This window comes from Bradyrhizobium sp. SPXBL-02, assembly GCF_051853065.1.
Classification (GTDB): Bacteria; Pseudomonadota; Alphaproteobacteria; order Rhizobiales; family Xanthobacteraceae; genus Bradyrhizobium.
Map to the genome: position 1 here is coordinate 13902 of NZ_CP182474.1, position 21405 is coordinate 35306.

Annotated in this window: 20 protein-coding genes; 12 read left to right on the top strand and 8 right to left on the bottom strand. The window is 65.8% G+C overall.

What is annotated here, in order from left to right:
• Nucleotides 1-170: 170 nt before the first annotated feature.
• The gene (locus ACNJYD_RS00055) at nucleotides 171-1565 is read left to right on the top strand and encodes an MATE family efflux transporter (protein WP_439365003.1); all 1395 of its coding nucleotides are present in this window, start codon (nucleotides 171-173) and stop codon (nucleotides 1563-1565) included.
• Entirely contained in the window at nucleotides 1562-2050 is a 489-nt protein-coding gene (locus ACNJYD_RS00060) for a DUF2867 domain-containing protein (RefSeq protein ID WP_439365005.1), read from the top strand. The genes ACNJYD_RS00055 and ACNJYD_RS00060 overlap by 4 nt, the downstream gene beginning before the upstream one ends.
• A 35-nt stretch (nucleotides 2051-2085) precedes the next feature.
• On the opposite strand, the gene ACNJYD_RS00065 is transcribed toward ACNJYD_RS00060, so the two are convergent.
• Both ACNJYD_RS00065 and ACNJYD_RS00070 read right to left on the bottom strand, forming a co-directional pair.
• The gene (locus ACNJYD_RS00065; protein WP_172787975.1) at nucleotides 2086-2580 is read right to left on the bottom strand and encodes a septal ring lytic transglycosylase RlpA family protein; all 495 of its coding nucleotides are present in this window, start codon (nucleotides 2578-2580) and stop codon (nucleotides 2086-2088) included.
• A 300-nt stretch (nucleotides 2581-2880) separates the two neighbouring features.
• Nucleotides 2881-3996 carry an FUSC family protein gene (locus tag ACNJYD_RS00070; RefSeq protein WP_260381377.1) on the bottom strand — a complete coding sequence of 372 codons (1116 nt, stop codon included), beginning with the start codon at nucleotides 3994-3996 and terminating at the stop codon, nucleotides 2881-2883.
• A 117-nt stretch (nucleotides 3997-4113) separates the two neighbouring features.
• Between ACNJYD_RS00070 and ACNJYD_RS00075 the strand changes: the two genes are divergently transcribed.
• The gene (locus tag ACNJYD_RS00075; protein WP_439365009.1) at nucleotides 4114-5481 is read left to right on the top strand and encodes an MmgE/PrpD family protein; all 1368 of its coding nucleotides are present in this window, start codon (nucleotides 4114-4116) and stop codon (nucleotides 5479-5481) included.
• A gap of 152 nt (nucleotides 5482-5633) precedes the next feature.
• On the opposite strand, the gene ACNJYD_RS00080 is transcribed toward ACNJYD_RS00075, so the two are convergent.
• Nucleotides 5634-7058: a serine hydrolase domain-containing protein gene (locus tag ACNJYD_RS00080; protein WP_439365011.1), complete on the bottom strand. Its 1425-nt coding sequence runs from the start codon at nucleotides 7056-7058 to the stop codon at nucleotides 5634-5636.
• A gap of 140 nt (nucleotides 7059-7198) precedes the next feature.
• On the bottom strand, nucleotides 7199-8254 hold the full coding sequence (locus ACNJYD_RS00085; RefSeq protein WP_212255596.1) for a helix-turn-helix domain-containing protein: 1056 nt from the start codon (nucleotides 8252-8254) through the stop codon (nucleotides 7199-7201).
• 288 nt (nucleotides 8255-8542) lie between these two features.
• On the opposite strand from ACNJYD_RS00085, the gene ACNJYD_RS00090 reads away from it, so the two are divergent.
• The 3 genes from ACNJYD_RS00090 to ACNJYD_RS00100 all read left to right on the top strand — a co-directional run bounded on the left by ACNJYD_RS00090 (nucleotide 8543) and on the right by ACNJYD_RS00100 (nucleotide 10919).
• Entirely contained in the window at nucleotides 8543-9460 is a 918-nt protein-coding gene (locus ACNJYD_RS00090) for a pirin family protein (protein WP_212255594.1), read from the top strand.
• Between the two features lie 63 nt (nucleotides 9461-9523).
• Nucleotides 9524-10438 carry a phosphoribosylaminoimidazolesuccinocarboxamide synthase gene (locus tag ACNJYD_RS00095; RefSeq protein WP_212255592.1) on the top strand — a complete coding sequence of 305 codons (915 nt, stop codon included), beginning with the start codon at nucleotides 9524-9526 and terminating at the stop codon, nucleotides 10436-10438.
• 205 nt (nucleotides 10439-10643) lie between these two features.
• Nucleotides 10644-10919 (top strand): hypothetical protein, encoded by a 276-nt coding sequence (locus ACNJYD_RS00100; RefSeq protein WP_212255591.1) that lies wholly within the window; start codon nucleotides 10644-10646, stop codon nucleotides 10917-10919.
• 188 nt (nucleotides 10920-11107) lie between these two features.
• On the opposite strand, the gene ACNJYD_RS00105 is transcribed toward ACNJYD_RS00100, so the two are convergent.
• The 3 genes from ACNJYD_RS00105 to ACNJYD_RS00115 all read right to left on the bottom strand — a co-directional run bounded on the left by ACNJYD_RS00105 (nucleotide 11108) and on the right by ACNJYD_RS00115 (nucleotide 14543).
• The gene (locus tag ACNJYD_RS00105; RefSeq protein WP_212255589.1) at nucleotides 11108-12601 is read right to left on the bottom strand and encodes an NAD-dependent succinate-semialdehyde dehydrogenase; all 1494 of its coding nucleotides are present in this window, start codon (nucleotides 12599-12601) and stop codon (nucleotides 11108-11110) included.
• 110 nt (nucleotides 12602-12711) lie between these two features.
• On the bottom strand, nucleotides 12712-13032 hold the full coding sequence (locus ACNJYD_RS00110) for a hypothetical protein (RefSeq protein ID WP_172787983.1): 321 nt from the start codon (nucleotides 13030-13032) through the stop codon (nucleotides 12712-12714).
• Nucleotides 13033-13541: 509 nt separating this feature from the next.
• Nucleotides 13542-14543, bottom strand: a complete 1002-nt coding sequence (locus ACNJYD_RS00115) for an adenosine kinase (protein WP_439365014.1) — start codon at nucleotides 14541-14543, stop codon at nucleotides 13542-13544.
• A gap of 124 nt (nucleotides 14544-14667) precedes the next feature.
• Here ACNJYD_RS00115 and murJ point away from each other — a divergent pair, with 124 nt between their 5' ends.
• The 4 genes from murJ to ACNJYD_RS00135 all read left to right on the top strand — a co-directional run bounded on the left by murJ (nucleotide 14668) and on the right by ACNJYD_RS00135 (nucleotide 18800).
• Nucleotides 14668-16200, top strand: coding sequence for a murein biosynthesis integral membrane protein MurJ (gene murJ, locus ACNJYD_RS00120; RefSeq protein WP_212255585.1), 1533 nt, complete (start codon nucleotides 14668-14670; stop codon nucleotides 16198-16200).
• An 81-nt stretch (nucleotides 16201-16281) separates the two neighbouring features.
• Nucleotides 16282-17334 (top strand): tryptophan--tRNA ligase, encoded by a 1053-nt coding sequence (gene trpS / locus ACNJYD_RS00125; RefSeq protein WP_212255583.1) that lies wholly within the window; start codon nucleotides 16282-16284, stop codon nucleotides 17332-17334.
• A gap of 106 nt (nucleotides 17335-17440) precedes the next feature.
• Nucleotides 17441-17935, top strand: coding sequence for a universal stress protein (locus ACNJYD_RS00130; RefSeq protein WP_172787987.1), 495 nt, complete (start codon nucleotides 17441-17443; stop codon nucleotides 17933-17935).
• 295 nt (nucleotides 17936-18230) lie between these two features.
• Complete coding sequence (locus ACNJYD_RS00135; RefSeq protein ID WP_212255581.1) at nucleotides 18231-18800, top strand: NifU family protein; 570 nt, start codon at nucleotides 18231-18233, stop codon at nucleotides 18798-18800.
• A 5-nt stretch (nucleotides 18801-18805) separates the two neighbouring features.
• On the opposite strand, the gene ACNJYD_RS00140 is transcribed toward ACNJYD_RS00135, so the two are convergent.
• On the bottom strand, nucleotides 18806-19840 hold the full coding sequence (locus ACNJYD_RS00140) for an aspartate-semialdehyde dehydrogenase (RefSeq protein WP_036002717.1): 1035 nt from the start codon (nucleotides 19838-19840) through the stop codon (nucleotides 18806-18808).
• Nucleotides 19841-19957: 117 nt separating this feature from the next.
• On the opposite strand from ACNJYD_RS00140, the gene ACNJYD_RS00145 reads away from it, so the two are divergent.
• Both ACNJYD_RS00145 and ACNJYD_RS00150 read left to right on the top strand, forming a co-directional pair.
• Entirely contained in the window at nucleotides 19958-20746 is a 789-nt protein-coding gene (locus tag ACNJYD_RS00145; RefSeq protein ID WP_212255579.1) for a hypothetical protein, read from the top strand.
• A gap of 170 nt (nucleotides 20747-20916) precedes the next feature.
• Entirely contained in the window at nucleotides 20917-21303 is a 387-nt protein-coding gene (locus ACNJYD_RS00150; RefSeq protein ID WP_212255578.1) for a hypothetical protein, read from the top strand.
• Nucleotides 21304-21405 lie beyond the last annotated feature (102 nt).

The following is a 21405-nucleotide window of genomic DNA, read 5'->3' on the forward strand; positions in this document are numbered from 1 at the left end:
TACATCGGTTTCGTGCCCCGGACGCAGCGCAGCGCTTCTTCAGCGATGCGCTGCTGAGCCGGGGCCCATGCGACTACGCGCCACGCTCGCGGCTTCTGGGTCCCGGCTCGCGCTTCGCGCGTCCGGGACACGAGCCATGTTTTCGTCGCGCGGCTGTGCTATTGAGCGCCATGCTCGACACCGTCCAACATCATGCGCAGCCGCATGCCGGCGTGCCGCCGAATCATCTTGCCGAAGAATTCGTCGAGACGCTGCGCCTCGCCGTGCCGATGATGCTGACCCAGCTCGGGCAGATCGCGATGATCACCACCGATCTCGCGATGATCGGCCGACTCGGCGAGGAGGCGGTGGCCGCGGCGGCGCTGGCCCATACGGTCTATTTCGTCAGCTTCACGTTCGGGCTCGGATTGACCTCGGCAGTGTCGCCGCTGGCGGCGCAGGCGTTCGGCGCCGGCGACGCCAGGCGCATTCGCCGCTCGTTGCGCGTCGGTCTGTGGGCCGCGCTGCTGATCTCGCTGCCGATGATGGCCTCGCCGCTCTATGGCGAGCAGATTTTGCTCGCGCTGGGTCAAATGCCGCGAGCCGCCGCGCTGGCGCAGCACTATTTGAACGGCCTCGCCTGGGGCATCGCGCCGGCGCTCGGATTCATCGCGCTGCGCGGCATGATGAGCGCGGTGAGCCGGCCGCAGGCGCCGCTGTGGATCACACTGGCGGCGATCCCGGTCAACGCCGCGCTGGTCTACGCGCTGATCCACGGCCTGTTCGGCCTGCCGGAGCTCGGCCTGTTCGGCGCGGGGCTTGCGACCACGCTGGTCAATCTCGGCACCTTCATCGCCGCACTCGCTATTGCCGCATGGCGAAAACCGTTCGCGGACTATCATCCGCTCGCCCGCCTGTGGCGGATCGATTGGCCGTTGATGCGCCAGCTGATCGCGATCGGTGCGCCGATCTCGTTTTCCCTGCTGCTGGAATATGGTCTGTTCTCCTCGGCGGCGCTGCTGATGGGACTGATCTCGACCGCCGCGATTGCCGCGCATCAGATCGCGCTCCAGGTCACCGCCGTGCTGTTCATGGTGCCGCTCGGCATCGGCATGGCGGCGACGGTGCGGGTCGGTCACGCCTACGGCCGCAAGGATCCGGAGGCGGTGAAGCGCGCAGGGCTCGTCGCAGCCGTGCTCGGCGTCGCGCTGGTCTCCGCGCTGACGATCGCCATCGTGATCGGTCGCTATCAGCTCGGCCGGCTGTTTTTCGGCAGCGGCAGCGAAAGCGCGGCAACGGTCGAGCTGACGGCAACGCTGCTGCTGGTCGGGGCCAGCTTCTTCATCGCCGACGGCCTGCAGACCATCATGGGCGGCGCACTGCGCGGCATCAATGACACAAGGATGACGCTGCTATTCGCCGCGATCGGCTATTGGGGCGTCGCCTTTCCCATCGGCTGGATGCTGGCGTTCCACACAGGGCTCGGCGCGGTCGGCGTCTGGATCGGATTCTCGGTCGGCACGTTCGTCTATGCCGGGCTGTTGATCTTGCGCTTCCGGATGCTGGCGCGCAAACTGGCGGAATGATCGGGACGGTCCGCGAAGTCGCGCCTGAGGTCGATGCCGATGCGCTGCTCGCCGGCGCGCAGTTCATCGACGCATTCCGCGTGGACATCGGCGCCGCGGCGGTGAATGCCCGCGAAGCCTGCACCAGGATGGTGCTGCACGGACCGCGCTGGATCGACGCGCTGCTGCGCCTGCGCAACATTCTGGTGACGCCGTTCGGACTGAAGACATCAGGCGAAGGCGCCCCGGCGCCGGGCGGCATGATCGGCCTGTTTCCGGTGGTCGACGAAACGCCCGAGCGGCTGGTGGCGGGCTTCGATGATTTGCACCTCGATTTCCGCATCGTGGTCGACGTTTCAGGCAATGCCGCGAGCCGGCAGGTGACCTCGACCACGCTGGTGCGCACGCACAACCTGCTCGGCCGGACCTATCTCGCGCTGATCATGCCCTTCCACAAGCTCGTGGTCCGCAACATGATGGGACGGATCGTGGCGCCGGCCCGCTGAACTGTGCGGGCCGAGATTGATGAACACGTCCGCGTTCAGCCCACCGGCCCCGGGGTCCAATTGTCTCCCGCGAGCGGACTGACTCTCACGTCAGGAATGACACCGCGGTCCATGCTCGGATCGAAATGGCGCATCGCCCGCTCATTGAGGTCGATGATGCGGCCGGGTCTGAGCGGTCCCACGTCATTTATCTTGACGATGACCTTCTTGCCGACAGCCTCGACGAGGGCATATTTCGGCCTCGCGCCAAATTCGACCCCACCAAATTTCCGACGCAGGCTCGTCTTGATGGCAGCCGTCCAGGCAGAGGGATCATAACGCTCGCCGGAGGCTGTCTTCGGACCTCCCTCCTCCTTGCCGGGCTTGAACGGATTGTAGGTGGACGCCGCGCCAACGATCGCATTACCGGAAGCGGCATCGACGACGGCACTTGAGTGATCCCCACGCGTTTCACTTCGAGCAACTGAAACGGAAAAGGCAAGCGTAACCAGGGCGCCGCAAATTGCGGCGCTCGAGCGGAAGAGCATCATAAGTCCTGTTATTTTTTAGATTGTCCGGTTCCAGAACCGCAAAACTGGTCAAGCGAACGCAGCAGCGTTCATCAACTTGCGCCAATCGTTTTGCGGATTCGAGCCAACCCCTGGCTACGGAACCGTTGTGTGAACCGGCGTGGTCCTCACGTCGTGTTTACCGGTTAAGACAGAGATTGCGTCAGCAACATGACCCGATGGAACCTGGCGTGCAGCGTCAGAAGACGCAGGCAGCGATCACGGCTGAATCGCGCGACGTATGCATCGCGGTCGAAACGAGTCTACGAGGATGCGTTCGACTCACTCCGCCACCCGAACTGACTTGTCGGTTGCGGTTTCCGACCATTCGCCGACGACGCGGTCGAGGTCGCAGAGATTTTGGTGCATCTGCTCCAAGGAGAAGCCGAGCGCGAAGAAGCGCTCAGCGGTGTCGCTTGCGTGGCCGCGGATCAGGCCGTCCTGACGGACGGACGCGACCGCCTCGGCGTAGTGCTGGAGCGCGACGTGCACGGGATGGATCGGCGGCGCGCCGGCGCCTTCGCGCAAGGCGCTAGCGGCCGCGCGCAGGAAGCGCGCGATCACGGTCGAGACTTCCGTCAGCGGCGCAGCCAGCCGCAGCTGCACCTCGACCGGCAGCGGCACCACCGTGGCGCGGCCGATCATCACGACGTCGTGGCGCAGCCGCAGGATGGTTCGCAACAACGGACCGGTGTCCGGGCCGCTCGACAGCCGCGCGGCGCGCTCGCGCTCGGCCTCGGAGCCGATCGCATTTAGGTTGACCATCGCGGAGCCGATGCCGTCCTGGATCCGGTGCAGCGCGTCGTTGTCGCGGCCGCGCGTGAGGCCTGCCAGCAGCTCGGTGAAGGCATCGGCGATCAGCTCGAGCAGAACCGCCGCGCTGGCGCGGATCTGCCGTACTGCGCGCGACGGCAGCACCAGGAACGAGACCAGCAATCCCGTGACGGCGCCGACGCCGACCTCGCTGACCCGATCGATCGCCGAGGTCAGGGGATCGGCATGATGCAGGGTCGGAACCAGGAGCACGATCACGGCGGTGACCGTGGCGGCGCTGAGACTCGGATTGATCGCGGCGATGAAGGCGAGCGGGGCGACGGAGAGGACCAGCAGGCCGAGCAGGCCCGCCTCGCTGGAATAGGGAATCAGGATGGCGATGGCGCCGCCATAGATCGCGCCGCCGATGGTGCCGAGCATGTAGTCGCGCGTCGCCTTCAGCGAGCGGCCGACGCTCATCTGGGTCACGATCAGTGAGGTCAGCACCGCCCAGAGCGGCAACAGCAGATGCAGCGCGGTGGCGATCGCATAGGCCGCGGTCGCGGCGACCGTGACCCGGATCGCCAGCCCCAATTGCGTCCGCCGCGCTCGAACCCGGTCGAACAGCTGCCTTGCGCGCGTCATACGGAATATCCCGATCCTTTGCGCCAAGCCAAAAGCATGGCTGATCCCCGCCCCCGCAAGGCCGCTTGAAAGGCCAAATCGACCCGCCTAACTTGCGCGCCAAAACGAGGAAACACGATGGCTCACGAAACCGCAACGCTCGCCGCCTATGTCTTCAATCTGAAATACCAGGATATTCCCACCGAGGTGCTGGAGCGCGCCAAAGTGTTGACGCTGGACTTTCTCGGCAGCGCAATCCGAGCGCGGCGCGAGGCGGAATCGACCCCGTCGATGCTGAAGATGCTGGAGGCGCTGGCGCTGGACACCAAGGGCGAGTCCACCGTGTTCGGCGATACCAAGACCTGGACGCCGGCGGTCGCGGCGCTGCTCAACGGCGCGCTCGGCCATTCGCTCGATTTCGACGACACCCACGCCGATTCCTCGCTGCATCCGAGCGCACCGGTGGTGCCGGCCGCCTTCGCCGTCGGCGAGATGGTCGGCGCGTCGGGCCGCGACGTGCTGACGGCGATCGTTGCCGGTTACGAGGTCTGCTGCCGGCTCGGCAACGCACTCGACCCGACCTCGCATTATGCACGCGGCTTCCACCCCACAGCGACCGCCGGCACCTATGGCGCCGCCGCGGCGGCCGGAAAGCTGTTCGGCCTGTCCGAGAAGCAGCTGATCGCCGCGTTCGGTGTCTCCGGCAGCCAGGCCGCAGGCTCGCTGCAATTTCTGGTCAACGGCGCCTGGAACAAGCGCTACCAGGTCGGTGCCGCCGCGATGAACGGCGTGATCGCCGCGACGCTGGCGCGCAACGATTTCGTCGGCGCGACCGAGTCGGTCGAGGGCAAGCACGGCCTGCTCGCCGGCTACACCGACGATGCGCATCCGGACAAGGCGGTCGCCGAGCTCGGCAAGACCTATGAGACGATGAAGATCGGCGTGAAGCCGTATCCGAGTTGCCGCTATACCCATGCCGCGATCGATGCGCTGATCGCGATGCGGCGCGAGCACAATCTGACCCCGGACCAGGTCAAGCGTGTCGAGATCGGCCTGCACCGCAACGGCATCACGCTGACCGGCGATGCCGCCACCAAGCGCCATCCGCGCTCGATCGTCGGCGGCCAGTTCTCGATGTTCTTCACCGGCGCGCTCGCGCTCGACCAGGGCTCGTTCGGCTGGGACGATTACAACCGGCTCGGTGATGCCGCGATCGACGCGCTCGCCGACAAGTTCGACGTGGTGCAGGACGATCGGCTCGAGATCGGCCGCACCCATCCCTTTGGCGCGCGCGTGAGCATCACGACGGATGACGGCGTGCACGAGCGGCTCTATGCCGACCCGTCGGGCGAGCCGACCTCATTCCCGGACACGCAGGCGATGCAGCAGAAATTCCTGACGCTGGCGCGCCCCGTGCTGAACGCCCGCGCGGAGAAGTTTGCGGATGCGATCATGACCTTGGAGCGGTTCGACCGCGTGGCGCAGGCGACGGAATTGGGAAGGTAGGGCTCTCTCTCTTCTCCCTCTCCCCGTTCTTACGGGGAGAGGGTTGGGGTGAGGGGCCTCTCTCCACACGTGAGATCGTCGAGGGACCTGTACCCCCTCACCCGGATCGCAAGAGCGATCCGACCTCTCCCCGCAAGCGGGGAGAGGTTGAGCTAATCCACTCCCGCCAGCTTCCCCTTCTCGCGCGTTGCCGCGACCACGTCCCGCACGAGATCGAATACGCCGTCGGCTTGCGGCGGCGCGTTCGGCGAGCGGCCCATCCGCACGATCACCAGCTGCTCCGACGGGATCACGATGGCGTATTGCCCGATCGTGCCCTTGGCGAAGAAGGCATCGCGCGGCCAGCCATGCTCCACGCGGAAGTTTGCGCCAAAGCTGTCGCCCTGGTTGGTCCAGAAGCCGGCGCCGATGCCGACCCAGGCATTCGGCGTGGCCGTCGCCGAATAGTCCACCCACCCTTCCGGCAAGATGCGTTTGCCGCCGGCGACGCCGTCATTGAGATAGAGCTGGCCGAAGCGCGCCCAGTCGCGCGCGGAGGCGAGCATCTCGCTCGACCCTTCGATCGTGCCGGCGCCGTCGAGCTGGAGCACGACATGGCGCATGCCGAGCGGGGCGAACAATTCGCGGCGCGCAAAGCGCAGCGCGTCTTCCGGTGTGCCACCGGCCGCATCGCGGATCAGATGCGAGAGGATGAGGACGTTGCCGTCGTGATAATTCCACGCGGTGCCGGGCGCGGTCCGAAGCGGGATGGTCTCGGCATAGGCGGCCATGTCCTTCTCGGCGAATTTCATCCGGTTGACGGGCTCGAAGGCGGAGCCGAGCGAAGCCTGTAGCGAGCTGCCGAGCGCAAGGCCCGCGGTGTGACGCAGCAGCTGATCGACGGTGATGGCATGGCGGGGATCATCGGGATCTTTCCAGGCCGCGACCGGCGCGGGAGCGTCGAGCTTCAGCTTGCCCTGGCGCACCAGCACGCCGATCAACGCCGAGATCACCGATTTCGTCATGGAGAAGCCGAGCAGCGGCGTCTCGGGGCCGATGCCGTCGGCGTAGCGCTCGGCGACGACGCGGCCGGCCTTCATCACGACGATGGCGCGGGTGCGGCGGTGAGGCGGCTGCGCGGGCTCGGCGAAGGCCCGGTCGAGCGCGGCGGCGAGCGAGGGGTTTTGCGGCGACACGATCGCGGGGCCGGCGATCTCGGGCAGCAAGGCGGGCCGTTTGTCGCCAGGCGGCGGCGCGACGGCGGCAATGCCAGTGCCGTGATCGAGCGTGCAGCCGAGGCCCTCGCGATAGACGGCACGGCTGCGGCCGAGGCCAAACAACGTCACCGTGACATCCTTGCGGACGGAATCGACCCTGTACTCCATCGCCCAGCCGATCAGGCTCGCTCCGGGCATGGCGTCGGTGGTCTCGGCGAAGTTGCGGCTGGGATCGAGGCCGGAGACGAACGTCTCGGCGCACAGGATGTCGGCGACGAAGCCGGTGGCGACCTTCGGCACGTCGCGGGCCCGGGCCGCGCCGAGTGCGAGGCCGGCTGCGGCGATGGCGGTGGTGAGAAGGAGGATCTTGCGGCGGGTCACGGGCTTTCTCCGGCTGGGACGCATGCTGGAGGAAGCCGGAGCAGCCGGAGGTGCGCTCGCCGGATTTGGAAAATGGCCTTGTTGAAACCGAACTGACCTCGCCGATTCCAGAATTTCGGTGTGATTAGAATGGCTTGGAATTAGGCCGCACTTGTCTTCAGCCGCCGGTACTCCGTCGGGGTCACGCCCGTCACCGCTTTGAACGCCCGGTTGAACGGCCCCAGTGACTGGAAACCGGCGTCCATGGCGATGGTGATGACGGGGACCTCGGCCTGGGCGGGATCGGCGAGCGCGGCCTTGGCTTCCTCGATCCGATGGTTGTTCAGGAACACATTGAAGTTGCGATAGCCGAGCCGCTGGTTGATCAGCCGGCGCAGCCGGTATTCGGGAATCTTCAGCCGGCCCGCCAGCACGCCGATGGTGATGTTCTCCTGGCGATAGATCCGCTCGTCCGCCATCAGGCGCATCAGGGCATCGACGAGTTTCTGGTCGGAGTCCTCGGCCGCGGGCTGGACCAGCGCGACCGGGAGTGCGGGCTCTGGCGCAATCGGAAACAGGTCGGCGCCATCGACGCGCATCATCGTATAGGCAATCGCTGCAACGATGCAGGCGAGCACGCCTGTATTGATCGTGTTGGCGACATCGCCCACGCTGAAGGCAACGAGGATCTGGAGCACCGCATTCAACCCGCCATAGAGCGCGGCAGCGCAGACGATGAAGACGCGCACGCGGCGGCGACGCTCGACCAGATCGGCGGACCATGATCGGATCGTCTGCGCCACTGCAAGCGCGATGAAACCGAGCACGATCAGGTTCACTACAGTCACGGAGAACCGCGCGTTGCCGCCGGGCGCGATCCAGAGACACCCGACGAAGCTGAAGGCGGTCACGGCAGCCCAGATCAAACCGTGCCACCAGCGCAGGCGAAAGGCATCGTCGAACAGCGCGCGTGTGAACAGCCAGAATACGACGATATTGCCGGTCGACAGTGCAATCAGCGGCGCGTGCCAGACCGGAACGAGCGACGACACGCCGATGGAATAGCTCGCGGCATGCGCCGCCGAGCCGAGCGCGAAGGCCGCACCGAGCCGGGCTGCCAGCACATTGCGGAACTCGGAGAGCAATGATGCCGCCAGCACCAGCAGCAGCGCGACGCTGGCAGCGCGGAAGGCGAGCTCGGTTGTGGCAAGTGTCATCGGGTGATGCGACGGTGCGGTTGAAGGCAGCCGAACATCGTTCGTTGCGCTCGTTTTTTCAAGGACCATCCGTACGCAAGGGTTAGCGGCGCCCACCGCTGTCATCGCCCGGCTTGACCGGGCGATCCAGTACACCGAGACGCCAGTGATTGAATCGACGGGCTGCGGCGTACTGGATGCCCCGGTCAAGCCGGGGCATGACAGGGGAGTATGTGGTTCGGCCTTTGTCGCGACGGCGATGCGAAATCCTGCTACGATCGCGCTCAACAAAGCTAAAAGGAGTCCACCATGAGCTGGCAGCCCTCGAACGATCCCGTGCTCGGCGATCCCATGTCCTGCGATGCGCTCGATCTCGTCATCGTGCCGCGCACGCGCGACCTCGGTGATGGGTTCGCGGTGCGCCGCGCGTTGCCGCACGGCAAGCGGCAGATGGTCGGGCCCTTCATCTTCTTCGACCATTTCGGCCCGGTGCAGTTCGTCTCCGGCAAAGGCATGGACGTGCGGCCGCATCCGCATATCGGGCTTGCCACCGTCACCTATCTGTTCGACGGCGCGATCATGCATCGCGACAGCGAGGGCAACGTCCAGGAGATCGCGCCCGGCGCGATGAACCTGATGACGGCGGGGCGCGGCATCGCACATTCCGAGCGCACGCCGGATGCGCAGCGCGCCTCGGGCCAGAAGATGCTCGGCCTGCAAAGCTGGATCGCGCTGCCGGCGGGCTCCGAAGAGATCGCGCCATCGTTCCAGCATTACGCGGCGGGCGACCTGCCGATGATCTCCGAGCGCGACTTCACCGCGCGGGTGATCGCGGGCTCCGCCTTCGGCATCGCCTCGCCGGTGTCGATGGTCTCGCCCTGGTTCTACACCGAGGTCACGGCGGTCGCGGGCGCGAGCGTGCCGCTCGACCCCGATCACGAGGAGCGCGCGATCTATTTGGTCGACGGCGAGGTCGAGATCGCGAACGAGCGCTATGAGGGACCGCGCCTCCTGATCTTCCGGCCCGGCGACCGCATCACCGTGAAGGCGCTGAAGGCGACGCGGATGATGTTTCTCGGCGGCGATGCACTGGAAGGCCCGCGCCACATCTGGTGGAATTTCGTCTCCTCCAGCAAGGAGCGGATCGAGCAGGCCAAGCAGGACTGGAAAACCGGCCGCTTCGCGGCAGTTCCGCAGGAACATGAGTTCATTCCGCTGCCGGAATAGGCTAATCCGGTCTCCGGTCGCGCCGTCAGACGCGGCCGGATGTCCTGCGCGAAGGCTTTGCCGATGACCACCATGCTCTCCAGCGACCTGCCTCTATCCAAGATCGGACGCGGCAAGGTGCGCGATATCTACGCCGTCGACGACGACCGCCTGCTGCTCGTCACCACCGACCGCATCAGCGCCTTCGACGTCGTGATGGGCGAGACCATCCCGATGAAGGGCGCAGTGCTGACGCAGATCAGCGCGTTCTGGTTCAACGAGCTCGAAGGCGTAGTGCCGCATCACATGATCAGCGCCGACACCGACGAGATCGTCGCGGCCGTGCCGGCGTTGCAGCCGCACCGCGCCGAGATCCTCGGCCGCGCCATGCTGTGCAAGCGGACCACCGTGTTTCCGATCGAATGCGTGATCCGCGGCTACCTCTCGGGCTCCGCCTGGAAGGAATACGCCGCCAGCGGCACGCTCGCCGGCGAGAAGCTGAAGACGGGCCTCGTCGAGAGCGAGAAGCTGGAGCCGGCGATCTTCAGCCCGGCGACCAAGGCCGAGAGCGGCCATGACGAGAACATCACCATCGCGAAGATGCGCGCGGTGGTCGGCGACGAGGTCGCCTACACGCTGGAGAGCATGACGCGGGCGATCTACACGCTCGGCGAGGAGCTCGCCCGCGAGCAGGGCATCATCATCGCCGACACCAAGTTCGAGTTCGGCCGCGACAAGGACGGCCGCATCATCCTGATCGACGAAGTCATGACGCCGGATTCTTCGCGCTTCTGGGCCGTGGACGCCTACAAGCCCGGCCAGCCGCAGGCGAGCTTCGACAAGCAACCCCTGCGCGACTATCTCGACGTCGAGCGCCGCGCCGGCCGCTGGAACGGCGACGCCCCGCCGCCGCCGCTGCCGGCCAGCGTGGTTGACGCGACCAGCAAGCGATATCTGGAAGCGTATCGGCGCGTGACCGGAGCGGAGCTGAGGATTTAGGCGCGGTTTGCTGACGGATGCATGTCTGGATTGGCGCGCTTCGCGGCAGGACAACAGCAAAGTATGGACACGCCTTTGACGCTTTGCGCCGACCGAAGGGCTCTGGGGCTGCGATCTCGCCTCCATTGATCCAGATCAAGCCGGGAGCCAACGATTAGAGAAAGCTGATCACCTCGGCTTGATACAACAAACGAGGGAGATCGCCATGACCCTGGTAGGCACCAAGCGAACGTTACTTTTTGCAGCCGTCCTGGGCTGCGGAATTTTCGGCTCGACCGACTGGTCAAACGACACCGTCATCGCGTTCGGCGTTCCCAGCGCTGAAGCCAGGGTCGGCCGGCCGGCAACCCCAGTGAGCGTTGCCGGCGTCGCACGTCGAACCACGCGACGCGCGGTCGTGGGGGGAGCGGCGGTGGGTGCGGCAGCTGCCGGCGCAGCATGCGTCCGTGTCTATGTGAACGGCGCCTACGTCTGCCGCTGATGCCATTCGCGCCGGCGAACGCAAATCGCCGGTCCGGGCTACGACGTCAGCTCCGTCATTGCGAGGAGCTCGCGACAAAATTGCGAAGCAATTTTGCGCTGATGCGACGAAGCAATCCAGGCTGCCTCTGCGGAGGGATTCTGGATTGCTTCGCTGCGCTCGCAATGACGTGGAGAGATGATGGTGGCTTAGACCCCCGCCATCATCACGTATTTGATCTCGACATATTCTTCCATGCCGTGACGCGAGCCTTCGCGGCCCAGGCCGCTTTCCTTGACGCCGCCGAAGGGCGCGACCTCGGTGGTGATCAGGCCGGTGTTGACGCCGACCATGCCCGACTCCAGCGCTTCGGCGACGCGCCAGACGCGGCCGAGATCCCGGGAGTAGAAGTACGAGGCGAGACCGAACGGCGAGGCGTTGCACATCGCGATCACGTCGGCCTCGTCCTTGAAGCGGATGACGGGTGCGAGCGGGCCGAAGGTCTCCTCCTGCGACACCAGCGAGTCCGGCTTGACGTCGGCGAGCACGGTCGGCTCGAAGAAGGAGCGGCCGAGCTCGCTGCGCTTGCCGCCGGTGACGACCTTGGCGCCGCGCTTGACGGCATCCGCAATGTGGCGCTCGACCTTGTCGACCGCCTTCATGTTGATCAGCGGGCCCTGCGTGACGCCGCTCTCGGTGCCGTCGCCGATCTTCATCGCCGCGACCTTCTTCGACAGCTTCTGCACGAACTCGTCGTAGATCTTGTCCTGGGCGTAGATGCGGTTGGCGCAGACGCAGGTCTGGCCCATGTTGCGATACTTCGAGACGATCGCGCCTTCGACGGCAGCCTCGATGTCGGCGTCATCGAACACGATGAAGGGGGCGTTGCCGCCGAGCTCGAGGCCGAGCCGCTTCACGCCGACCGAGGCCTGCTGATAGAGGATCTTGCCGACCGCGGTCGAGCCGGTGAAGCCGACAAAGCGCACCGCCGGATGCTCGCACAGCACCTTGCCGATCGGCGGTGCGTCACCCGTGATGATGTTGAGCACCCCCTTGGGGATGCCGGCCCTCTCGGCGAGCACGGCGAGCGCCAGCGCCGACAGCGGCGTCTCGTTGGCGGGCTTCAGCACCACGGTGCAGCCGGCGGCCAGCGCCGGCGAGACCTTTCGCGTGATCATCGAGTTCGGGAAATTCCACGGCGTGATCGCGCCGCAGACGCCGATCGGCTGCTTGATGGCGAGCAGGCGCGCATCGGGCCGCTGGCTCGGAATGGTCTCGCCATAGACGCGGCGGGCTTCTTCCGCAAAGAACTCGATATAGGCGGCGCCGATATCGACCTCGCCGAGCGCCTCGGTGAGCGGCTTGCCCTGCTCGGAGGTGAGGATCAGCGCGAGATCCTCGCGATTGGCGGTGATCAGCTCGAACCATTTGCGCAGGATGTTGGAACGCTGCTTGGCCGTGTGCTTGGCCCAGCCCGGAAAGGCACGCGCTGCGGCTTCGACCGCTCTGGTGGTGTCGTCAGCACCAAGCTGCGGCACCTTTGCCAGCTCGACGCCCGTGGCGGGATTGTTGACGGCGAAGACCGGCGTACCGACCCAGGCGCCGTCGATATAGCAGGCCTCCTTCAGCAGCGAGGGGTCCTTCAACCGGTCGCGCAGGGTGGCGGTGGATTGAGTGGCGCGGGCGGCGGCGGTCGGGGTCATGGCGTTCTCCCTGCGGGCGATCGGATTGGCCCGGAATATAGGGACAGGCGGCGCGCAATGCACCGCCCCGCAACGCACATCTGATGGGAATTAAACTCGGAGCCGCGAGGTTACGCCGCGCCGCTCATATAGGTCTCGCGCCGGCCGATCATGCGCTCGGCGGCCGCCTTGGCGTCGGCCTTGGAGGACGTCGCGCAGGTCCGGTATTCGAGATCGGGAACGTGGGAGGTGTCGCGACGGCCGAACCACGACTTCGAGCCGACCGGCAGCAGCGCCAGCGCTTGCGCCAGATTGTCGACCGCGCCGAAAGAATAGAGCGCGCCGGTGCCGGCAATGCGGACCTCGTAAATCCCGGGCGAAATCGGCGCCTCCAGGTTCTCGCCCCGTCCGGCACGGGGATAGCGCTTCCATTCGCTCCAGGTCGATATCATCTGAGGTCCCCCCCTCGCCGCCCATGCGCGGGCGGCGACATTGCATCAAATCTTAATCAGCCCATGAGCCGGGCCGGGTGCTGAACGCGGCAGCTCACGAAATGTTTCAAGCTGCCGAAACTATATCGCCTCGAGCCCTTCCGAGGTGAGGCGACGTCCGGCAATCCACCGCAGATTGTGAGAGAGCGTCGCCGTTCAGTCCCGCTGTCGTCGTGCCTGGGACCAAGGCGGTCAAGTCACGACATCGCGACCGGCGCAGCTGCATGGATGCGCTTGCCGCGCGGGAAGGCAGTCGATTACTTCAAACAATAATCAAACCCGAGGAACGCCATGCAGACAGCAGAGTCCAAGGCGCGCATCTGCATCACCATCGTCATTGCGAGCCACCGGGTCCGCGCGAAGCGCGGCCCGATGACAGGCTCCGCGAAGCAATCCAGTCTGCCGCCATGGAGAGACTCTGGATTGCTTCGTCGCTGCGCTCCTCGCAATGACGGGGAGAGAGCCTTGCTCTACCCCGTCAACCCGCGCTGCTCCGCCAGCTCCTTAAGCGACACGAGCGGGCGGGCGCCGATGTGCTGGATGACTTCGGCAGCGGCGAGCGCGCCGAGCTCGCCGCACTGCTTGTAGCCGAAGTTGCGCGCGAGGCCGTAGAGGAAACCGGCAGCGAAGAGATCGCCGGCGCCGGTGGTGTCGACCACCTTCTCGACCGGGAAGGCCGGCGCTGCGACCGCGTCTTCCGACGACACCACCATGCAGCCCTTCTCGCTGCGAGTGACGATTCCGAGATTGACGTCGTTGCGCAGCTGCTTCAGCGCGGTGTCGAAGTCCGAGGTCATGTAGAGCGAGTGCAGCTCGGACTCGTTGGCGAACACGATGTCGACGGTGCCGCCCCGCATCAACGAGAGAAACTCGTCGCGATAGCGATCGACGCAGAAGGAATCCGACAGCGTCAGCGCCACCTTGCGCTTGGCGTCATGGGCGATCTTGGCCGCCTTGACGAAGGCCTCCTTGGCGTTCTTGGGGTCCCAGAGATAGCCTTCGAGATAAACGATGCCGGCAGCAGCAATCTCGTCCGGATCGATGTCGGCGGGCGACAGGTCCTGCGCCGCGCCGAGATAGGTGTTCATGGTGCGCTCGCCGTCGCCGGTGACCAGGATGTAGGAGCAGCCGGTGGCGGGGCCGTCCTTGGCGGCGGGCGTGTTGAAGGCGACGCCGGCTGAGCGGATGTCGTGAACGTAGAGCTTGCCGATCTGGTCGTCCTTGACCTTGCCGACATAGGCGGCGCGTGCCCCCAGGCTGCCGATGCCGACGATGGTGTTGGCGGCCGAGCCGCCCGAGACTTCGGTGGCCGGCCCCATGTCCTTGTAGATGGCCGCCGCCCGCGCCTCGTCAATCAGCGACATGCTGCCCTTGGTCATGCCATGCTTGGCCAGAAAGGCCTCGTCGGTCCGAACCAGCACGTCGAACAGCGCGTTGCCGATGCCGAGAACGTCATATTTCACGTCAGCCATTCACCTTGATCCTGTTTGCCGGATTGCGGACCTTACGGAAATCCGCTTCCTGTCGGCCTGAAATCCAAGCTCGCGGCCTATCACGACCGGGCCTTGGCGGGCAAGCAACGGTATTTTCGAGAGCATGATCCGCTCCTTCCTGACCGTCTCGACGGGAACGCTGGCCTCGCGCCTCCTGGGTTTTGCCCGCGATTCCCTGATTGCGGCGCTGCTCGGCACCGGCGCCGTGGCGGACGCGTTTCTGGCGGCGTTTCAGCTCGTCAACGTGGTGCGGCGGCTGCTCAGCGAGGGTGCGCTGAACGCGGCGCTGATCCCGGCCTGGTTGCGGGTGCGGGACCGCGACGGGGTGGCGGAAGCCGCGGCGTTCGCCGGGCGCGTGCTCGGCACGGTCAGCGCAGCGCTGGTCGCGATCTCGCTCCTGATCGCATTGTTGATGCCGCTGATCATGACGGTCATCGCGCCGGGATTCCTCGGCAGCGGCACGCTCGATCTCGCGGTTCAGAACGCGCGGCTGATGCTGCCTTACCTCGCCTTCGCCGGTCCCGTCACCGTGCTGATGGGACTGCTCAACGCGCAGGGACGCTTCGCGCTCACGGCATTCGCGCCGCTGCTGTTCAACATTGCGCTGATCGCCGCGATCGCGATGTTGCTCGTCGGGCGGGCAGAGGCCGGCTTCGCCGCGTGGATCCTGGCTGCGACCGTTGGTCTTGCCGGCCTGCTGCAACTGATGATGCTGCTGTCGCAGCGAAGCGCGCGCCTCGCGACGCCGCTGCGCGCCAGTTTCGACAAGGAGATGCGCGGCTTTTTCGCCAAGGCGATCCCCGGCATGATCGCAAGCTCGGGGCCGCAATGGCTGATGGTGGCAGGCGCGATCGTCGCGTCCGCGACGCCGTCCGCGGTGTCGTGGCTCTATTTCGCCAATCGCTTGATCGAGTTGCCGCTCGGCATCGTCGGCGTCGCCATGGGTACGGTGCTGGTGCCGGAGCTGACGCGCGCGGTGGCTAGCTCCGATCGCGACGCGGTGGCGCACGCCGAATCCCGTGCGCTGGAGCTTGCGACCGGGCTGGCGCTGCCGGCGACGCTCGGCCTGATCGTGCTCGCCGAGCCGATCGTGCGGCTGTTGTTCGAGCATGGCGCGTTCGGTGCGGAGGACAGCACGGCCACCGCGCGCGCGCTGATGTGGCTGGCGCTGGGCTTGCCGGCCCATGTGCTGATCAAGGCGCTGTCGCCGGCGTTCTATGCCCGCAGCGACACGATGACGCCGCTCATGGCCACCGCCAAAGGCTTTGTGGTCGCGGTCGCCCTCGCGGTACTGCTGGGCCATCTCTTCGGCGCGAGCGGGATCGCGGCGAGCATCGCGGCGGGCGCCTGGAGCAGCGCGCTCTCGTTGCTCCGAAAGGGCACGCGCGAGTTCGGCTTCTCGGCGGACGATGCCGCGCGAAGACGGCTGCCGCGGATCGTGCTCGCCGCGGCCGCGATGGGCGCCCTGCTCTGGCTGTCCGCGGATCTGATGCCTGCGGAGGCGCATGGCCTGATCCGCTTCGTCGTGCTGGGTGTGCAGATCGCGGCCGGGATCGCGGTCTACGGCCTGCTGCTGCAGATCCTCGGTGCCGCCTCCTGGCGCGAGGCGGTTAACGCGCTGAAACGACCCGGCTGACCCACGGCCCGCGCGAAAGACCCTTGACGGGGCAGCGCCGCTGTTGGAAACGACGGCCGAATACCTATGGGAAGGCTGACCATGCCATTCGTTGAACGGGTCTTTTCCGGCGTCCAGCCGACGGGCAATCTGCACCTCGGCAATTACCTCGGCGCGATCGTCAACTTCGTGAAGATGCAGGAAACCCACAATTGCATCTATTGCGTCGTCGACATGCACGCGATCACGCAAGGGGTGGACGTCTGGGGCGGACCGGTCGAGCTCGCGCGCAACACCCGCGAGGTGACCGCGGCGTTCATCGCGGCCGGCATCGATCCCAAGAAGCACATCGTGTTCAACCAGAGCCAGGTCTCGGGCCACGCCGAGCTCGCCTGGATCTTCAACTGCGTCGCGCGCATGGGCTGGCTCGGCCGCATGACCCAGTTCAAGGAGAAGGCCGGCAAGGACCGCGAGAACGCCTCCGTGGGCCTGTTCGACTATCCCGTGCTGATGGCCGCCGACATCCTGCTCTATCGCGCCACCCACGTTCCCGTGGGCGAGGACCAGAAGCAGCATCTCGAGCTCTCCCGCGACATCGCGCAGAAGTTCAACAACGACTTTGGTGACTCCATCCGCGCGCAGGGCACCAATGACGGCCTGTTCTTCCCGCTGCCGGAACCCTTGATCACGGGTCCGGCGACGCGCGTGATGAGCCTGCGCGACGGCACCAAGAAGATGTCGAAGTCGGATGCCTCCGACAATTCGCGCATCAATCTCACCGACGACGCCGACACCATCGCGCAGAAGATCCGCAAGGCGAAGACCGATCCGGAGCCGCTGCCGACGGAAGAAAAGGGCCTGGAAGCGCGGCCCGAGGCCGACAATCTCGTCGGCATCTTCGCCGCGCTGTCCGGCCGGTCGAAGGCGGACGTGCTGCGTGAATTCGGCAACGGCCAGTTCTCCAGCTTCAAGAACGCGCTGGCGGAGCTGTGCGTGACAAAACTCGCGCCGATCGCCGGCGAGATGAAGCGCCTCGTCGCCGATCCCGGCCATATCGACGCGATCCTGAACGAGGGATCCGACCGGGCGCGCGCGATCGCCGACGAGACCATGAAGCTCTCCAAGGACATCGTCGGCTTCATCCGCCGGCGCTAGAGCCGCCATTGCAAGACCGGCTGGCGCCACGGCGCCGGCCGCTTCTCCTCTCCCAAACGTTGCGGGAGTGTGGCAGCATGCTTGCCGTGCACAATCCGGGACATGCATGACCAGCAAGCGACTTTGCTACGAGCCGGGTCACAAGCCCAAATGCCTCGTCATCGTCGACGACAGCGCCGAATGGGATCGCGCCGTCTATTACGCCAGCCGCTGGGCGATCCGCGCCGGCGGCGGCGTGGTCATGCTGCGCATCATCGAGCCGGAACAGCAGAGCCAGGAATGGCTCGGAGTGGCCGACATCATGCGCGCCGAGGCGCAGGAAGCCGCCGAAGCCGCGCTCGACCGCGCCGCCGGGCGCGCCAACGGCATCGCCGCCATCACGCCGGAACGGGTGATCCGCGAAGGCGAAGCGTTGGAGCAGCTGCTCGCTGTCATCGACGAGGACCCCGATATCGCCATGCTGGTGCTCGCCGCCAATCCCGGCGCGGAAGGACCCGGTCCTTTGGTTTCGCTGCTCGCCCATGCGCTCGGCACGTTCCCGGTGCCGGTCACGATCATCTCGGGCGCCCTCAGCGACCAAAGCGTGGATTCGCTGTCGTAGCTGCGCTGCTCTTACCCTCCCCTGGAGGGGGAGGGTCGGCTCGTGTCGAGCGAAGCGAGACATGAGACGGGGTGGGGTGACAGTCTCTCCACCTCGAACGCTGCCCGTGGGGAGAGATCACCCCACCCCGCTCGCGCTGCGCGCGATCGACCCTCCCCCTCCAGGAGAGGTCGGGCCAACCCTCTGATTTTTATGAGCTAATATCCTGCCTCCCCTTGACCGTGCGTTCGCCGTCGCCATCTGCTAGGGGATAGAGCACGCGCCGGCCTTGAACCGGCGACGTCTGGAGAAAATCATGTTCATTCAAACCGAAGCGACCCCCAATCCCGCCACGCTGAAGTTCATTCCCGGCCGCGTCGTGACCGACGGCAACCCCATGGAATTTTCGAGCCGCGAATCAGCCGTGCGTTCGCCGCTGGCCGAAAAGCTGTTCGAGGTGCCCGGCGTCACCGGCGTGTTCTACGGATCGGACTTCATCACCGTGACCAAAGCGAGCGGTGAATGGCAGCAGCTCAAGCCCGCAATCCTCGGTGCCATCATGGAGCACTACATGTCGGGCGCGCCGCTGCTGGCCGACGGCACGGCCACAAGCGAGTCCGATCTCGACGACGAGGACGAGTTCTTCGACGAAGCCGACGCCGAGACCGTGGACATGATCAAGGACCTGATCGAGACCCGGGTGCGGCCGGCGGTCGCCAATGACGGCGGCGACATCACCTTCCGCGGCTTCAAGGACGGCGTCGTCTATCTCAACATGAAGGGCGCCTGCTCCGGCTGCCCGTCATCGACGGCGACGCTCCAGCACGGCATCCAGAACCTGCTCAAGCACTTCGTGCCTGACGTGGTCGAAGTCCGGCCGATGTAAGCCCCTTACGCTGCCTTCTGCTTCGCGGTGATCAGCTTGCGGTTGATCAGCACTTCCGCGATCTGGATCGCGTTGAGGGCAGCGCCTTTGCGTAAGTTGTCGGACACGCACCAGAGCACGAGGCCGTTCTCCACCGTCGCGTCCTCGCGGATGCGGCTGATGTAAGTCGCGTCCTCGCCGGCCGCTTCATACGGCGTGGCGTAGCCGCCGGGCTCCTGCTTGTCGATGACGAGGCAGCCCGGCGCCACGCGCAGGATGTTGCGCGCTTCATCGGCGGTGATCGGATTCTCGAACTCGATGTTGACGGCCTCGGAATGGCCGACGAACACAGGCACGCGCACGCAGGTGGCGGAGAGCTTGATCTTGGGATCCAGGATCTTCTTGGTCTCCGCCATCATCTTCCACTCTTCCTTGGTGTATCCGTCCTCCATGAAGACGTCGATGTGGGGAATGACGTTGAAGGCGATGCGCTTGGGGAATTTCTTCGCGACCAGCTCGTCATTGGTGTAGACGGCCTTGGTCTGGGAGAACAATTCGTCCATCGCGTCCTTGCCGGCGCCCGACACCGATTGATAGGTCGAGACCACGACGCGCTTGATCGTCGCCTTCTCGTGCAGCGGCTTGAGCGCGACCACGAGCTGCGCGGTCGAGCAGTTCGGGTTGGCGATGATGTTCTTCTTCTTGAAGCCTTCGGTCGCGGCCGCATTCACCTCGGGCACGATCAGCGGCACGTCCGGGTCCATGCGCCAGGCCGAGGAATTGTCGATCACCACGGCGCCGGCGGCGCCGATCTTCGGCGACCATTCCTTCGACACCGACCCGCCCGCCGACATCAGGCAGATGTCGACGTCGGAGAAGTCGTAATGCTCGAGCGCTTTGACCTTCAGGGTGCGGTCGCCATAGGAGACCTCGACGCCGACGCTGCGGCGCGACGCCAGGGCCACGACCTCGTCCGCGGGGAATTTGCGCTCATCCAGGATGTTGAGCATTTCCCGACCGACATTGCCGGTCGCGCCGACGACTGCGACTTTGTAACCCATCGTTCACTCTCCGATGAAAAAGCCCGTTCCCGAAGCTGACGCTTAAACAGGAAGAGCAGCGCTTCTATGCGAGAACCGGCCTCAAGACAACGTCAAGACCATGCCTTAGGGACGTGGATGCAGTCGCCTGAGGCCAGCACGGCCGTTAGCCCTACCCAGATCCAGCTGAGGCTTTTGGCTATCGCCGATGAGGTGGTCGGCACGCTCGCGCATCTGGTCGTGTATGTGGGGGCGCTCGCCCTGTTTGCCATCCTCGCCCTCGCAGGCCTGGGACAGCTGCCTGACCTGCGCGGTGACGGTCCCGCGGACAAGCCAAGCTGGACTACGGCAGACCGCTCGCATCCGCGCTTCGCCGTCAGTCGGATCGATTCATCAGAGAAAACAGCCTCTTACACCATCTTTCGGCATCCCGAAGGCGGCCGCAGGGACGTGCTGCGCTGGACCGACGCGGCGGACAAGCCGGTGGCCGAGCTCGAAATCTACCGCCAGGGCGCCGAATTCGACGTGACGCGGCCGGCAGCCGCAGGCTTGGCCGCTCAGATGGGTTTGGGTGCGGATGCCCCGCTCGAGCAGGCCGGCCTGATCGACACCAAATTAGGCCCCGTTGCCCTGTTCCGACCGGTCGGCGCGGCGGAGGGGACGCGGGCCTGCCTCGGCTATCTCAAGCGCTATGAGGAGCCAGGCTTGCAGATCTCCGGCTTCTCTTGCCAGGGCGACAGCTTGCCCGCCCGCCGCGCGGCGATCGCCTGCACGCTGAACCGGCTCACGCTGCTGGCCTCGGGCAACGAGCCGAAGCTGGCCGAATTGTTCGCCCATGCCGAGCTCAGGCGCCGCGGCTGTGCCCCGCAGGGCTCGCCGGACTGGCTGCTCGGCGCCGCGAACGCGCAATTGCGCGGAGCGCTTTGACCTGCATCAAGGATTCTGCATCAAGCTCAAGTGGCTGGTTTGCATGCAACTTTTGCCGGCGCGCACGATTATTCCGCGCTGGTGTGACCCAATTGACCTAGTTGCATCCGCCCTGGCCGGGCTAGTATGGGGTGAAATCGACTGGCGGCCTGCCGCCTGAAGGGGACGTGATGAGCTTGAAATTTTCTGCCGCGAACAAACTGGCGACATTGCTTGCGGCGGGCGCCGCGATTGCCATCGCGTTCGCGACCCCGGCTTCCGCCGAGACCAGGACCAAGCAGCGCTATGACGAGCGCGGCCGGCCCTATTACGGCCCGAGCGGCCCCAACGCGGTCTACCAGCAGGGCCGCACCCGCATCTATGTGAGCAAGCGCTCCTGGCTCGACGGCGGCACCGAGGTCAATCCGGGCGACCGCAAGTTCACCGACTACGCCTTCCCGCCGGCCGTGGGCTATCCGTCCTTCGCCCGCGAGAACCTCAACCGTCCGATCGACCGCCAGCCGCTCTCGCCGCCGCAGGATGTCGGCGGCTATCCGCAGAACTTCCCGCTGTACTGAGGCGGGTCGACTTGAAGTCAAAATGGCCGGGCCGAAGTCCGGCCATTTTTGTTTTGGCGAGATGCCGTAGGGCACACCTGCCTCTCCCTCGTCATTGCGAGC

Excerpts from the sequence above, each read along its gene's own strand:
- ACNJYD_RS00055 (WP_439365003.1), top strand. The coding sequence starts at position 171 with ATGCTCGACACCGTCCAACATCATGCGCAGCCGCATGCCGGCGTGCCG.
- trpS (WP_212255583.1), top strand. The coding sequence starts at position 16,282 with ATGCCATTCGTTGAACGGGTCTTTTCCGGCGTCCAGCCGACGGGCAAT.
- ACNJYD_RS00105 (WP_212255589.1), bottom strand. The coding sequence starts at position 12,601 with ATGACCCCGACCGCCGCCGCCCGCGCCACTCAATCCACCGCCACCCTG.
- ACNJYD_RS00060 (WP_439365005.1), top strand. The coding sequence starts at position 1,562 with ATGATCGGGACGGTCCGCGAAGTCGCGCCTGAGGTCGATGCCGATGCG.
- ACNJYD_RS00130 (WP_172787987.1), top strand. The coding sequence starts at position 17,441 with ATGACCAGCAAGCGACTTTGCTACGAGCCGGGTCACAAGCCCAAATGC.
- ACNJYD_RS00100 (WP_212255591.1), top strand. The coding sequence starts at position 10,644 with ATGACCCTGGTAGGCACCAAGCGAACGTTACTTTTTGCAGCCGTCCTG.
- ACNJYD_RS00075 (WP_439365009.1), top strand. The coding sequence starts at position 4,114 with ATGGCTCACGAAACCGCAACGCTCGCCGCCTATGTCTTCAATCTGAAA.
- ACNJYD_RS00115 (WP_439365014.1), bottom strand. The coding sequence starts at position 14,543 with ATGGCTGACGTGAAATATGACGTTCTCGGCATCGGCAACGCGCTGTTC.
- ACNJYD_RS00150 (WP_212255578.1), top strand. The coding sequence starts at position 20,917 with ATGAGCTTGAAATTTTCTGCCGCGAACAAACTGGCGACATTGCTTGCG.
- ACNJYD_RS00135 (WP_212255581.1), top strand. The coding sequence starts at position 18,231 with ATGTTCATTCAAACCGAAGCGACCCCCAATCCCGCCACGCTGAAGTTC.
- ACNJYD_RS00095 (WP_212255592.1), top strand. The coding sequence starts at position 9,524 with ATGACCACCATGCTCTCCAGCGACCTGCCTCTATCCAAGATCGGACGC.
- ACNJYD_RS00065 (WP_172787975.1), bottom strand. The coding sequence starts at position 2,580 with ATGATGCTCTTCCGCTCGAGCGCCGCAATTTGCGGCGCCCTGGTTACG.
- ACNJYD_RS00085 (WP_212255596.1), bottom strand. The coding sequence starts at position 8,254 with ATGACACTTGCCACAACCGAGCTCGCCTTCCGCGCTGCCAGCGTCGCG.
- ACNJYD_RS00070 (WP_260381377.1), bottom strand. The coding sequence starts at position 3,996 with ATGACGCGCGCAAGGCAGCTGTTCGACCGGGTTCGAGCGCGGCGGACG.
- ACNJYD_RS00140 (WP_036002717.1), bottom strand. The coding sequence starts at position 19,840 with ATGGGTTACAAAGTCGCAGTCGTCGGCGCGACCGGCAATGTCGGTCGG.
- murJ (WP_212255585.1), top strand. The coding sequence starts at position 14,668 with ATGATCCGCTCCTTCCTGACCGTCTCGACGGGAACGCTGGCCTCGCGC.
- ACNJYD_RS00145 (WP_212255579.1), top strand. The coding sequence starts at position 19,958 with ATGCAGTCGCCTGAGGCCAGCACGGCCGTTAGCCCTACCCAGATCCAG.
- ACNJYD_RS00110 (WP_172787983.1), bottom strand. The coding sequence starts at position 13,032 with ATGATATCGACCTGGAGCGAATGGAAGCGCTATCCCCGTGCCGGACGG.
- ACNJYD_RS00090 (WP_212255594.1), top strand. The coding sequence starts at position 8,543 with ATGAGCTGGCAGCCCTCGAACGATCCCGTGCTCGGCGATCCCATGTCC.